Annotated in this window: 7 protein-coding genes and 1 pseudogene; 5 read left to right on the plus strand and 3 right to left on the minus strand. The window is 65.5% G+C overall.

From position 1 onward, the window contains the following. Window positions 1-101 precede the first annotated feature (101 nt). The 5 genes and pseudogenes from AC3WN8_RS04545 to AC3WN8_RS04565 all read left to right on the plus strand — a co-directional run bounded on the left by AC3WN8_RS04545 (window position 102) and on the right by AC3WN8_RS04565 (window position 5576). Window positions 102-422 carry a hypothetical protein gene (locus tag AC3WN8_RS04545; RefSeq protein WP_492668200.1) on the plus strand — a complete coding sequence of 107 codons (321 nt, stop codon included), beginning with the start codon at window positions 102-104 and terminating at the stop codon, window positions 420-422. Window positions 423-905: 483 nt separating this feature from the next. Next, window positions 906-1379 (plus strand): annotated as a pseudogene (locus AC3WN8_RS04550) (Ros/MucR family transcriptional regulator); the annotation flags it as partial. Between the two features lie 371 nt (window positions 1380-1750). Beyond that, complete coding sequence (locus tag AC3WN8_RS04555) at window positions 1751-2296, plus strand: RNA polymerase sigma factor (RefSeq protein ID WP_492668201.1); 546 nt, start codon at window positions 1751-1753, stop codon at window positions 2294-2296. 111 nt (window positions 2297-2407) lie between these two features. After that, entirely contained in the window at window positions 2408-4168 is a 1761-nt protein-coding gene (locus AC3WN8_RS04560; RefSeq protein WP_492668202.1) for a vWA domain-containing protein, read from the plus strand. A 166-nt stretch (window positions 4169-4334) separates the two neighbouring features. After that, entirely contained in the window at window positions 4335-5576 is a 1242-nt protein-coding gene (locus AC3WN8_RS04565) for a tetratricopeptide repeat protein (RefSeq protein WP_492668203.1), read from the plus strand. 5 nt (window positions 5577-5581) lie between these two features. Here the strand turns inward: AC3WN8_RS04565 and AC3WN8_RS04570 are convergent, their stop codons facing one another. From AC3WN8_RS04570 to AC3WN8_RS04580, 3 genes are all read right to left on the minus strand, one after another. After that, window positions 5582-6970, minus strand: coding sequence for a nicotinate phosphoribosyltransferase (locus tag AC3WN8_RS04570; protein WP_492668204.1), 1389 nt, complete (start codon window positions 6968-6970; stop codon window positions 5582-5584). Between the two features lie 101 nt (window positions 6971-7071). After that, window positions 7072-8136 carry a bifunctional nicotinamide-nucleotide adenylyltransferase/Nudix hydroxylase gene (locus tag AC3WN8_RS04575; RefSeq protein ID WP_492668205.1) on the minus strand — a complete coding sequence of 355 codons (1065 nt, stop codon included), beginning with the start codon at window positions 8134-8136 and terminating at the stop codon, window positions 7072-7074. A 172-nt stretch (window positions 8137-8308) separates the two neighbouring features. Further along, window positions 8309-14902, minus strand: a 6594-nt coding sequence (locus AC3WN8_RS04580) for an Ig-like domain-containing protein (RefSeq protein WP_492668206.1), incomplete at its 5' end; no start/stop codon positions are given.

Raw genomic sequence — 14902 nt, forward strand, 5'->3', positions numbered from 1 at the left:
GCCGAAACGACGGGCCCGCGAATGCCGCCCGGACATCGCGGCTGGATGCCGGGGGCTCCGGGCACCATTGACAAAATATACGATTATCGTATATTCGCCACATGACACTCACCGATGCGCTTGTCGACTGGACCCGCGATCCCCGCACCGTCGCGTTGCTCGTCGTCATGCGGCTCGAACCGCCGCCATGCGTGGGGCGAGCGCGCATCTATTCGCTCACCCGCGAAGACTGGCATGAATATGTCGGCCGCCGCGTCGATCGGCTGGCGGCGATCCGCGACGATTACGGCGAACGCGCACTCGCACGATGTTTTGCGGGTGATCGCGAACCGATGCGCCGCTGGATCGCGGCAGGCAGTGTTCATGACGTGATCGACGCCGCGCTTCACGCGCCCGTCATGGCTGCGCTTGCAGCCGCATAAACGGCCGATCGCCATCTCTTGATCGACATCCCGGATCATCGTCCGGTGTGACACGGCCCGATAAGCAATCCGACGATTACGACAGCCATGAATGTTGCGGATATAATGGGCAATCAGATGATCGATGCAAACCGGTATGTCCTGTCCGGCGATCTACGAGCATTTCACCGACGATTTGGATCCATGATCAGTTGATGCTTCCATGAACAATCGTTCAGGGTCGATCACATCGCTCCATCGTCCCAAACCGCATCTCGACCGGCTGTTCATATGGGTCATCGATGGGAAAAAATATGGTACTCGGGCAGTCGATCGTCGGACGGATGCTTTCCCGGATCGCCCCGCAATGGAACATAATTGTCGGCTTCCGCAGTTCGCGAATGACAATTATTGAGTATAGCTATCCAGATTAGGTCCGTTTTGGCTTGCAAGTCGCGCCATGTCGATGCAGGCGGATTGCGACATTTTTACGGGAGTCCGAACATGGCTGACAATGAAGATACCGGCATCAACACTGTGGAACTTGCCGCCGACCTGACGATGGCGTGGCTGTCCAATCCCAACACCCGCGCCAGCGCGGAGGACGTGCCCGCCTTTCTGAAGTCGATGCATGGTGCGGTTGCCGATCTCACCGGATCCGACACCCCTGCCGCGGCCGAAGCCGCGCCGGCTGCCGAATTCACCCCGGCCGTCACCGTGCGCAAGTCGCTGGCGTCGAAGGACCACATCATCTCGCTGATCGACGGCAAGCCCTATCGCACGCTTCGTCGTCACCTCTCGACGCATGGCCTCACTCCCGAACAGTATCGCGAGCGTTACAGCCTGAAGGCCGATTACCCGATGGTCGCAGAGACCTATTCGGAAGCGCGCCGCGCAATGGCCAAGAAGATCGGCCTGGGCCGCAAGCCGGGCCAGAAGGCCGCGAGCAAGGCCGCACCGGTGGCAGCACCCGCGGCTGCCGCGCCGGCGCCCGCAAAGACGGCGTCCGCCAAGGCGGCCCCGGCAAAAGCGGCTTCAGCCAAGGCCGCACCAAGCAAGGCGGCCCCGGCCAAGGCGCCCCGCGGCCGCAAGAGCGCTGCCAGCACCAAATAAGCCTGCAGGATAGCGGAGCGTCCGGCCCCCGGACGCTCCCGTCCAAACCGGACAGTCGGCCAATGGCCGTCGGTTCAGGCCAATGATGGCATCGTCGCGCCGAATGGTGCACAGAGCAGTCTGTGTCGGGGCATGGGACGACGGGCTGGTCGATGAAGATTCATTGTCGCGCGAGTGTGGCCAGGCAGGCGCCGCCACGCGGGGACCGCGGCACATATCGCGATCGATGCTGACGCATGGCCGATATGGGGGATGATCCGGACGCCGACCTTCTCTCCGCCGCCATTGGCGGCGATCGCGACGCATTCGGCGCGCTGCTCCAGCGGCATTACAACCGGGTCCATGGCCTGGCCTGGCAGTTGACCGGGTCGCGCGCCGACGCCGACGATATCGCCCAGGATGTCTGCTGCACATTGGTCGAAAAGATCGCGACCTTTCGGGGCGACGCGAAATTCACGACATGGCTCTGCGGCATCGTGTTCAATGCCTGCCGCGACCTTCGCCGCCGCCGCAGAAGCTTTGGCGGCTTCACCGAAAGGCTCGCGGTGCTCGCCGGCCTGGCGCGCGCACCCGATGGCCGTGATCTCTATGACGCGATCTGGCTGAAGAGCGCGATCATGCGGCTGAAGCCCGCCTATCGCGAAGCGGCGATCCTCGTCGTCGGTCAGCAACTCACCCATGGCGAGGCGGCCGAGATATTGGGCATCGCGGAATCGACGGTCTCGTGGCGGATGCACGAAGTCCGGCGACTGATCGCCGAGGATCGCGGTGGTGCCGGCTGAGCTCAATCATCTCTTTCAAAAAAAATTTCAGGATCACCCAAGCTTTTCCCGGTGAGGCGCGTCCCAGTGACATGCGGACGATTGTGCGCCGCTGTCATCAGGGAGATTGTCATGCACCGTTTGCACCCAGCGATCGCCGTCGGCCTTGCCGGTCTGGCGCTTGCATCCTGCGCCGGATCGGGCGCCGATCCACAATCCACGGCGGCGCCGGAACTGTCCGCGCAAGACGAGTCGATCGTCGTGACCAGCCAGCGCCTGGACAGGCGGGCCGATATGCTGTCAGAGTCGCGGCGCAAAGAAGCGCGATCCGTGGTGTCACCGCCGCCACCGCCTCCCCCACCGCCGGCCCCAATGGTTGCCACCGGCGCATTGATGGCGCGCGTGCCGGCCTATGCCGACCAGCATTACATCCCCATGCCGCCGCCTATCGGGCGCGACCGCTTCACCGCAATCTCCGAAAACCCCTTCAAGGTTGCGCGTGAGGAGCCGGTCTCGACCTTTTCAATCGACGTCGACACCGCGTCCTATTCATTCGTCCGCGCTTCGCTCAACCGCAATGTCCTGCCGCAGCCCGCAGCCGTGCGGACCGAAGAGATGGTCAACTATTTCCCTTATGCCTATGCGGCGCCGCGCAGCGCCGCCGAACCCTTCACCAGCAATATCGCGGTGTTCCCGAGCCCCTGGTCGCCCGGACGCAAGCTCGTCCGGATCGGCATCAAGGGCTATGCGATCCAGCAGGCCACGCGACCGCGCGCCAATCTCGTTTTCCTGATCGACACGTCTGGCTCGATGAACCAGGCGAACAAGCTGCCTCTGGTCAAGCAGTCGCTCAACATGCTGCTCGATCAGCTCGACGCCGACGACAGTGTCGCGATCGTCACCTATGCCGGCACCGCCGGCACCGCGCTCGAGCCGACACCCGCCCGCCAGCGGGAAAGGATCCGCGCTGTGATCGATCAACTCGGCGCAGGCGGCAGCACCGCCGGCGCCGAAGGCATCCGCCAAGCCTATACGCTCGCCGGCCGCAATTTCGATCCGAAAGGCGTCAACCGCGTCATCCTGGCCACCGATGGCGATTTCAACGTCGGCATCACCGACCAGGGGGAACTCAAGGGCTATATCGAACGCGAGCGGAGCAAGGGCGTATTCCTCTCCGTGCTCGGTTTCGGCATGGGCAATTACAATGACGCGCTGATGCAGACGCTGGCGCAGAACGGCAATGGCACCGCCGCCTATATCGACACCGTCGGTGAAGCGCGGAAGACCCTGGTCGACGAAGCGACCTCGACGCTGTTTCCGATCGCCAAGGACGTGAAGATCCAGGTCGAATTCAATCCGGCGACCGTCGCCGAATATCGCCTGGTCGGCTATGAGACGCGACTGCTCAACCGCGACGATTTCGACAATGACAAGGTCGATGCCGGCGATGTCGGGTCGGGCCAGGCCGTGACTGCCTTGTACGAGATCGTGCCCGTCGGCGGACCGCGTGCGATCGGCGATCTGCGCTATTCGACGCCGGCCCCGATCCTTGCGCAGCGGCGCATCGCCCAACCCGATCTCGGCAGCGAATATGGCTTTGTGAAGATCCGCTACAAATTGCCCAAATCGGATACCAGCCGGCTCATCGCGACGCCGATCGATCGCCGTTCCGAAGTCGCCAGCTTCGATGCCGCACCGCAGGATGCACGCTTCGCGACGGGAGTCGCCGCCTTTGCCGAATTGCTGCGCGGCGGCCGGCATAGCGGATCGATGAGCTATGACGATGTGCTGAGGCTCGTTTCGACGGCACGCGGCGACGATGAATTCGGCTATCGCGCCGAGCTCATCCAGCTCATTCGCGCCGCAAAGGCCGCACGGTCGATGCCGGGCTAGAACCCCGGAAAGTGACAGGCCGGCCGGGCGCGATCCTGCGTTCGACCGGCCCGCTATTTCGGGTATAAGGCGCGCCGATGTCGTTTCTTCCTCCCCGCCGCAACCGGTCACGCGGCCGCTTGTCGGGCCCTGGTCGCACCATGTGTGCGGCCGGAAAGGCCGAACGGTGAACGACGACGATATCGCCGCATCGCTGCCCGAACCGCCGCCGCCCGCGCCCGCCCGGCGCGACGCCGCGATCGAGGTGGCACTGCGGCGCTTCGATGCGGCCGGCGCGGGAACACCACCCGATACCCGGCGGCACACACCCGCGCGACCCGAACCGCTGCCCTGGTGGCGACAGCTCGGCCGTCCGCAAATCGGAGCGATGGTCAGCGTCGCCCTCGTCGCGCTGGTCGGCATTCCCGCGATCTGGATGTCGATCGAGAACAGCCCGACCGCTCATGCACCGGACGCGCTCACCAACACCGCCGAAGCGCCGATGTCGGTCGAGGAGCCCGCCCGGCCACAGGACGTCGCCGTTTCGCCATCGCCAGCAAACCCCGTCGCACCACCCGCAACGGTTCCGCCGCCGCCCGCGACCAAAGCCGTTGCGGCGCCTGCAATCGCACTCGCCGATGTGCCTGCAATGGCTCTGGCGGTGCCGCCGCCGCCACCGGCAGCGATATCCGTGGAGAATGAGAGCGCCGGACGTGTCAGGGCAGACACCCAGCGTGCCGAGATTGCGGCGGCGACGGCGCCATCATCCGCTTTACAGCGAAGGGCCCCTGCCCCACCGCCGCCAGCGGCGCCCAGGCCGGCGGCCGCCGAAACCGACGACCGTTCGATCGTCGTGACCGGCTCGCGGGTCCAACAAACCGAGACCGATAACAGCTCGATCGTGGTGACCGGCGCGCGTGTGCAGCGCAAGGCGGACCAACGGCGCGGCGACTGGAACGCCTGCACCGTCGACGATCCGACCCGCAATCTGAAAGGCTGCAGACGGCTGGTCGATCCCGGTGCGAAGGGCGCCACCGGACGCGCGGCCTCCCATATCACCGACGGGCTGGCGCGCGCATGGGAGGGCGATGACGATGCCGCGGTCGCCGCATTCGATCAGGCGATCGCGGTCGCGCCGCGCAACGCCTTCGCCTATCTCAATCGCGGCCTCGCCCATCGGCGCCAGGGCGATCTCGACCGCGCGATCGCCGATCTCGATCAGGCGATCCGTCACGATCCGCGCGCGGCGCGCGGCTATTATGTCCGCAGCCAGCTATACCGCCAGCGCGGCGACACCCGCCGCGGGGGGGGGGGGGCCACCCCCCCCGCCCGCGGATCGACGCCGAACGTGCCGTCGACATCGATCCGCGCTATGACGACGTGGTGCGATAGGCACGGCGCCCCCTCGCGTAAACGGGAGGGGAGATAGGCTGATCACCCCAAAAGCTGCCGCTCCGCCCGCTCCCGCACTTCGGCAAAGCTCAACCGCCTGAGCAATTCGCCCCCGCGCCACACGGGCTCGAGCAAGCTCGTCCCGACCGCCTCGATCCGCCGCGCGACCAGCCGGCCGCCATCCATCACCACGGCCTGCCGCCCGGCCTTGGACTCCTTGCCGGGATCGGTCACCGGGGCTTTGTGCACATCGTGCCAGACGCCGTCGTCGGACTGCATCGCATTCGCCTTCATCGCGAAGCGCAGCGTATCGCGATTGAGCTGCTGGAGCAGCCCGCCGCCCATGCCGAACGCGATATTGTCGATCGCGAAGCCCGCGCCGATCACCCGGTCGACCAGCGCAGCGATGCTGTCCAGATTCATGCCGTCGCCCTGGATCAGCCGGACATGCGGATCGAGCACGCGATATCCCTTGCCGTTCACGGCGCCGCCGAACTTCTCCCACAGCGTGTGCAGCGCGCGCACCGGCGTCCCGACCGGATCGCCGCTGTCAGGACGGATCACCAATGTGCCGCCCTCGGCCAGGACGCGATCGCGCAGGCTGCCGCCCCAGATATTCTCGATCGCATTGTCCAGATCATAGCTGTCGGAAACGACCGCGACGGTCCGCCCCTCGCCCTTGAACTGGTCGAGCATATTGGCATAGGCCGCTTCCTCGCGTGCCTCGCCCCAGCTCGTCATCGTGCTGTGCTCGGCAGCGGGAATGGAGAAGCCCGCCATGTCCGCGCCATAGAAGCGGCGCGCGGCAACCAGCGCCTCCATCGTGTCGGTACCCTGGAAATTGACCAGATGCGCCAGCCCGCCCAGCGCCGCGCTTTCGCCGGAGGAAACCCCGCGCGCGCCGAAATCATGCAGCTTGAACGGCAATTGCCCCATCGGATCGTCGGAGCTCCTGACCAGCCCGGCATGGATGATCCGCTTGGCCTTGCCGCTCAGGGTCGCGACCGTCGTCGGATACCAGATCGCGCGAAGCAGGGCAGTTTCGATGAACGTGCTCAGCCAGGGCATGCGCGGATCGATATTCTCGATCTGGATCAGCGGAACGCCGGTCGGCACGATCGTCCCTTCGGGTAGTGCGCTGATCGCGAGCGGCATGAAGCCGTCATGATCGGCCAGTATCGCTTCCCAGCCAGCACGGTTGAACGGCACGCCATGTGCGGCACAGACCGCTTCGGCCTCATCGATGTCCGCCATGTCGATGCGTTCGGCAAGATGATCGATCAGGAAGGCCTGCAATCCGAAGAAGATCAGGTCTTCGCTGAACGGATTGGACCGCGCCTCGATATAGGCGGAGATCTTGCGCGCCTCGGGCGGATATTGGAGGAAGTGGCTCTGCTTGTAGCTGTCAGTCGCCAGGATACGGTTGGTCATGATGTGAACTCCTCACATATTGGCCGCGTGCCGGACTCCCCGGCGCGCGGATTTCAAAGCCCGTTTGGAAATTCCCATTGGGCGAATTTCCAAACAGACTCTCAAAGGTCAGCCATCAGGTTGATGATCGACCAGTGATCCTCGAAGAACTGCTCGGCGGAAAGGTCGCCGATGCGATACCAGCGCGCATGCGCGGCATCGTCGCCGCCCTTTACCGAAAACAGGTTCCGCCGCTCGGGCATGCGGAACAGATAGGCATGGGTGATGATCCGCCCGCGCAGCGACCGGTCGGGCGCATCGAAGATGCGCGTCCGGCCATCATCGATGAACGAGGCGAGCATGGCGGGCGGGATCTGTCCCTTGCCGTCTGAGATTCCGGTTTCCTCGCGCAGTTCGCGGATCGCGGCGTCGCGCACGCGCTCGGCCGGATTGACGAAGCCACCGGGTAGCGCGAGCAACCCCTTGCCCGGCAATTGCCCGCGTTCGACCAGCAGGATGTGGCCGGACTGGATCACCACCGCGTCGGCGGTGACGAACGGCCCCTTGCCCCATTGCCGCGGATAATCGTCGAGATATTCGCGCTCGGCCAGCAAGGTGCGGAATTCTTCGCCCAGCTTGAACTGTTCCATCCATTCGGCGATGCCGGGGGACAGGATCGATGCGGGAACCGCCGGAATCCTCTGGAAATATTGCTTGCGGACATCGGTGGAACTGAAAGTGCCATATTGGCTGTCGATCTGGATGTTCGTCCATTCGGGGAACATCTTCAGATAGTAGCTGGAGGCATCCTTGCCGTAACCGGTCAGGCTGACGTTGAAATCGGCCATTCCGCTTGCGGCGAAACCGCCGCGATTGCCCAGCTCCAGCACGATCCGCTTCACACGCTGCTGCACCTCGCCGCACCATGCGGCGTCGGAATAGAGATGATCGTCCAGCGGCTCCACGACCAGCCGGCCATTCGCCATTTCATAGGCAAAGGCCTTGCGAAACATCGCCAGCCGCTCGTCATAGGTGAAGGGGTTGCGCGGATCGCGCGCGACGTTCGCCGATCCGATCAGGACGATGAGATGGTCTGTCCTGGAAAGCGCCTCGCGGACCACATGTTCGTGGCCGATGTGCAGAGGCTGAAAGCGTCCGATAAAGACGCCGAAATCCTGTCCGTGCATTCGAGGCTCCCTCGAAAATATATCCGTGGCGAACTCCTCGCCACGGATGGATCGTTGCACAGCCAGTCTCGGATTGCAACGGGATATCGGTCGATTCCGGCCATCCCCATGCCGAAGGCCCGTCCAAGGGGATGGCGAGCCTTCGGCCGGGGGTGGCCGGTTGCGGGCCGGATCAGGCGATCACGGTCACCGAAGCTTCGACAAAGATCGTCGCGGTGCCCAGACCGTACTGATTATAGGCGTGGTTGTTCACGAGTATCTGCCCCTCATAGGCGGCACCGGTCATTGTCACCGAGTCACCGATATCGCCGGTCACATAGAGTTCCCGATCACTGTCGGTGACCTGGATCACGCCAGCCTCGGTCAATGTGATGCTGCGCCCCGGATCGCCGACACCCAGGTCGATCCGCTCGATATTGGCGATGTTGGTCGCGCCGCCATCGAGCGTGAGGACGGTCCCCGTTCCCTTGTCGATCAGCAGCGTATCGAAGCCCACACCGCCGTCGATCTTCACGTCCAGAGCGTCATAGACGAGGACGTCATTGCCTTCCCCGCCATTCAGGCTGTCGCTGCCGTCACCGCCGCGCAGCAGATCGTTGCCCTTGCCGCCCAGCAGCGTGTCGTTGCCGGCAAAGCCGTAGAGACGTTCGTTGGCATCGCCCCCGGTCAGCGTCTCGGCGCCGACGGTTCCGAGCTTGATGTTGGAATTGCCGTTGCTGTTGAGCAGGCTCAGGTCGAGCAATGTTCCGGTGAAGTCATTGTCGCTCAGCCCCAGACTGTCGGTTGCAGTGATCTTGGTCTCATTGAGCACCTGCAGTCCCAGCAGGGTCAGGTCCTGCTCGAAATGCACTGTCGCCAGAAGTTCGTTGACCGCGCGATTGTCGATCGTGCCGCCATCGATGGCCGTGATCGTGAGTTCCGAGAGTGGGCCGATAATGCCCAGAAGACCGGGGTCGTTCTTGACGGCGACCTTCAATCCCAGTTCTGCTGCAAGCAGTTCGGACGCCGTCAGTTCATAGGCGCCCAGATTCAGGTTGATCAGCGGATTATAGCGGACCTGAACCGATTTGAGATTATTGTCGGGATCGAACGCCACCAGCGACTGTGCGTTGATGTCGAGCAGACCCAGCGTCTCCGCACTGATCAATCCCAGCAGTGCGGTTTCGTTCGCCTGGACGATCGGCGCCTGATTGGTGTTGGTGATCGTGATCGGCTGGGTGTCGCCATTGCCGACATTGCCGGCAGCATCGATCACCCGGACATCGATGGTGTGATTGCCGGCGGCAAGCGTACCGTAACCGTAGAACCAGGTCGTTCCATTGTCGGTCCCTTCCGTCCACGCGCCGCCATCGATCCTGATCTCGACACGCTCGTTCGCACCCAGCGCCTGGCTCAACGTGCCGAGGATCGTGGGGGAACGGTCTTCCGTGCTCCAGTCACCCGACGCGCCGGTATCGTCCGCCAGGGCGGTGATCGCGATCGTGGCCGTGGGTGCCGCGGTATCGATCGTGACCGCATAGGCGGCAGACGGCACGCTCACATTGCCCGCGGCATCGCTCGTGGTCGCAGTGAAGCTGTGGACACCCTGGCCAAGCGCCGCAGCCGGCGTGAAGCTCCAGGCGCCCGCACCATTGGCAGTCGTCGTGCCGAGCAATGTGCCATTGTCATAGACCGTGACCGTTGCGTTGGCGGGCGCGCCCGTGCCGGCGACGGCCGGGCGCGTATCGTCGGTGAATCCGCCATTGGCGACGGTGCCGACCAACAGCCCGACATCGTCGGTGACCGAAGCGATCACCAGGGTCGCAGGCGGCGTGGTGTCGATGGTGACCGTATAGGCCGTCGACTGTGCGCTCACATTGCCCGCGGCATCGCTCGCCGTCACCCTGAAGGCATGCGCGCCCTCGCCGAGCGCCGCAGCCGGCGTGAAACTCCAGACGCCGGCGCCATTCGCCGTCGTCGTGCCGAGCAATGTACCATTGTCATAGACCGAAATGGTCGCGTTGGCCTCGGCGCCCGTACCGGCGATCGCCGGTCGCGTGTCATCGGTGACGCCGCCATTGGCGACGATGCCCGTGATTGTGCCGACATCGTCAGTGACCGAAGCGATCGTCAGGAATGCGGGCGCGGTCGTGTCGATGGTCACCGCGTAAGCGGCCGACGGCGCGCTGCTGTTGCCCGCCGCATCGGTCGCGGTCGCGGTGAAGCTGTGCGTGCCCTGGCCAAGCGCCCCAGCCGGTGTGAAGCTCCAGACGCCCGCACCGTTGGCCGTGGTCGTGCCCAACAAGGTGCCATTGTCATAGACCGAGATGGTCGCATTGGCCTCCGCACCCGTGCCGGCAATCGCCGGACGCGTGTCGTCGGTGACACCGCCATTGGCCACGACACCCAAGATTGTCCCGACATCGTCGGTGACCGAGGCGATCGTCAGAACCGCCGGCGCGGCCGTATCGATCGTGACCGCATAAGCGGCCGACGGCGCACTTGTATTGCCCGCGGCATCGGTCGCGGTCGCCGTGAAGCTGTGCGCGCCCTGACCGAGCGCCGCAGCCGGCGTGAAGCTCCACGCGCCCGCGCCATTCGCGGTGGTCGTGCCGAGCAAGATGCCATTGTCATAGACCGAGATCGTCGCATTGGCCTCGGCTCCGGTGCCGGCGATTGCCGGACGCGTATCGTCGGTCACACCGCCATTGGCGACAACGCCCAGGATTGCCCCGACATCGTCGGTCACCGAACCGATCGTCAGAACGGCGGGAGCAGCGGTATCGATCGTGACCGCATAAGCCGCCGACGGCGCGCTCGTATTGCCCGCGGCATCGCTCGCGGTCACGGTGAAGCTGTGCGCACCCTGGCCAAGCGCGGCGGCCGGGGTGAAGCTCCACGCCCCGGCACCGTTCGCGGTGGTCGTGCCGAGCAAGGTGCCATTGTCATAGACCGAGATCGTCGCATTGGCCTCCGCGCCCGTGCCGGCGATTGCCGGACGGGTGTCGTCGGTGATGCCGCCATTGGCGACAACGCCCAGGATTGTCCCGACATCGTCGGTGACAGAGCCGATCACCGGAACTCCCGGCGCGGCCGTATCGATGGTCACCGCATAGGCAGCGGACGGTGCACTGACATTGCCCGCGGCATCGGTCGCGGTCGCCGTGAAGCTGTGCGCACCCTGCCCAAGCGCGGATACCGGCGTGAACGACCAGGCACCCGCACCATTGGCGACCGCCGTGCCGAGCAATGTGCCATTGTCATAAACCGAGATCGTCGCATTGGCCTCCGCACCCGTGCCGGCGATGACCGGACGCGTGTCGTCGGTCGCGCCACCATTGGCGACGACGCCCGTGACTGCGCCGACATCGTCGGTCACCGAACCGATCACGAGAATGGCGGGAGCAGCGGTGTCGACCGTGACCGCATAGGCAGACGAAGGCGCGCTCGTATTGCCCGCCGCATCGGTCGCGGTCACGGTGAAGCTGTGTACGCCCTGGCCAAGCGCCGCGGCCGGGGTGAAGCTCCAGACGCCCGCACCGTTCGCGGTGGTCGTGCCCAGCAGCGTGCCATTGTCATAGACCGAGATCGTGGCATTCGCCTCGACGCCCGTGCCGCCGACCGCCGGGCGGGAGTCGTCGGTGATACCGCCATTGGCGACGACACCCGTGATCGCACCGACATCGTCGGTGACCGAACCGATCACCGGCGTGACGGGAGCAGCCGTATCGATGGTCACGGCATAGGCAGGCGACGGAGCGCTGACATTGCCACCCACGGTTGCGGTCGCCGTGAAGCTGTGTGCGCCTTGGCCGAGTGCCGCAGCCGGGGTGAAGCTCCACGCCCCGGCACCGTTCGCGGTGGTCGTGCCGAGCAATGCGCCATTGTCATAGACCGAGATGATGGCATTCGCTTCGGCGCCCGCCCCCGATATCACCGGGATCGTGTCATTGGTCCCGCCGCCATTGGCGACCGTGCCGAGGACCGGCGCGACATCGTCGGTGATCGAGGTGATCACCGGCGTCGCAGGGGGAGCACCGTCGTCGACGATGGCGCTGGCCGGGCCTGAAACATTACCCGCCGCGTCGGTCGCGGTCGCGGTGATCGTCGTGCCGTCCGGGATCGTCGCCGGGGGCGTATAACTCCAATTCCCGGACGCATCGACCGGCACCGTCGCATCGACGCTGCCATTGCCGCCGACATCGAGATTCAGGGTCGTTCCAGGTTCGGCGGTACCGGTGACGGCACCACCATTGGTCGGATTGATCACAGGCGCGGCAGGCGCGATCGTGTCCACCGTCACCGCATAGGCGGCCGACTGTGCGCTCACATTGCCCACCGCGTCGGTTGCGGTCGCCGTGAAGCTATGCACGCCCTGGCCAAGCGCGGCCGGGGTGAAGCTCCAGGCGCCGGCACCGTTCGCAGTGGTCGTGCCGAGCAAGGTGCCATTGTCGTAGACCGAGATGGTGGCATTCGCCTCCGCCCCTGTCCCGGCGATGACCGGAATCGTATCGTTGGTGAACCCGCCATTGGCGACGATGCCGACGATCGGGCCGATATCGTCGGTGACCGAAGCGATCGCCGGAACGCCAGGCGCGGTCGCGTCGATGGTCACTGCATAGGCGGCCGACGGTGCACTGACATTGCCCGCGGCATCGGTCGCGGTGACGGTGAAGCTGTGCGCACCTTGCCCGAGCGCCGCGGCTGGCGTGAAGCTCCAGGCGCCCGCGCCATTGGCCGTCGTCGTGCCCAGCAACGTACCATTGTCGTAGACCGAGATTGTGGCATTGGCCTCGGCACCTGTTCCGGCGATGACCGGAATCGTATCGTCGGTAGTGCCGCCATTGGCGACGACACCGGTGACCGCCCCGACATCGTCGGTGACCGAGCCGATCGTCGGAACCGTCGGCGCGGCAGTATCGATGGTGACCGCATAGGCAGCCGATGGCGCACTCGCATTGCCCGCAGCATCGGTCGCAGTGACGGTGAAGCTGTGCGCCCCCTGGCCCAGCGCCGCGGCCGGCGTGAACGACCAGGCGCCAGCACCATTGGCCGTCGTCGTGCCCAGCAGCGTACCATTGTCGTAGACCGAGATGGTGGCATTGGCCTCCGCTCCCGTGCCGGCAATCGCCGGGCGGGTGTCATCGGTGGTGCCACCATTGGCAACGACGCCGGTGACCGCACCGACATCGTCGGTGACCGAACCGATGACCGGCACCGTCGGTGCCGCGGTATCGATGGTCACCGCATAGGCCGCAGACGGCGCACTCTCATTGCCACCGCCGCTGGTCGAAGTCGCGGTGAAGCTGTGCGCGCCCTGACCGAGCGCCGCGGCCGGCGTGAAGCTCCAGGCGCCCGCGCCATTGGCGGTGGTCGTGCCGAGCAAAATGCCATTGTCGTAGATCGAAACCGTGGCATTTGCCGCGGCCCCCGTTCCGGCGATGACCGGAATCGTGTCGTCGGTCGCGCCGCCATTGGCGACGACGCCGACGACCGCGCCGACATCGTCGGTCATCGAGGCGATCACCGGTACACCCGGGACAGCCGTATCGACGGTCACCGCATAGGCGGCCGACGGCGCACTGACATTGCCCGCGGCATCGGTCGCAGTCACCGTGAAGCTGTGCGCGCCCTGCCCCAGCGCCGCGGCCGGCGTGAACGACCAGGCGCCCGCCCCATTGGCCGTGGTCGTGCCGAGCAAGGTGCCATTGTCATAGACCGAGATAGTCGCGTTGGCCTCGGCACCCGTCCCGGCGATGACCGGAATCGTATCGTCGGTGGTGCCACCATTGGCGACCACGCCCGTGACCGCCCCGACATCGTCGGTGACCGAGCCGATCACCGGAACGGCGGGTGCCGCGGTGTCGATCGTCACTGCATAGGCCGCGGACGGCGCACTCGCGTTGCCCGCGGCATCGGTTGCGGTCACGGTGAAGCTGTGCGCGCCCTGGCCGAGCGCGGCGCCCGGGGTGAAGGACCAGGCGCCGGCGCCATTAGCCGTCGTCGTGCCGAGCAGCGTGCCATTGTCATAGACCGAGATGGTGGCATTGGCCTCCGCTCCCGTACCGGCGATCGCAGGGCGCGTGTCATCGGTGGTACCACCGTTGGCGACAACGCCCGTGACCGCCCCGACATCGTCGGTGATCGAACCGATCACCGGAACGGCGGGTGCCGCGGTGTCGATCGTCACAGCATAAGCCGCCGACGGCGCACTCTCACTGCCGCCGCCACTGGTTGAAGTCGCGGTGAAGCTGTGCGCACCCTGACCGAGCGCCGCAGCCGGCGTGAAGCTCCAGGCGCCCGCCCCATTGGCGGTGGTCGTGCCGAGCAAGGTGCCATTGTCGTAGACCGAGACCGTGGAATTCGCCGCGGCACCCGTTCCGGCGATAACCGGAATCGTATCGTCGGTCGCACCGCCATTGGCCACGACGCCGACGACCGCACCGACATCATCGGTCACCGAGGCGATCACGGGCACGCCCGGGACAGCCGTATCGACGGTCACCGTATAGGCAGCCGACGGTGCACTGACATTGCCCGCCGCATCGGTCGCGGTGACGGTGAAGCTGTGCGCCCCTTGGCCAAGCGCCGCAGCCGGCGTGAACGACCAAGCGCCCGCGCCATTGGCCGTGGTCGTGCCCAGCAGCGTGCCATTATCATAGACCGAGATCGTGGCATTGGCCTCTGCGCCCGTGCCGGCGATCGCCGGACGCGTGTCGTCGGTGGTGCCGCCATTGGCGACAACACCCGTGACCGCACCGACATCGTCAGTGACCGAACCAATCGT

Source organism: Sphingobium sp. FW305-3-2-15-F-TSA7 (assembly GCF_058787155.1).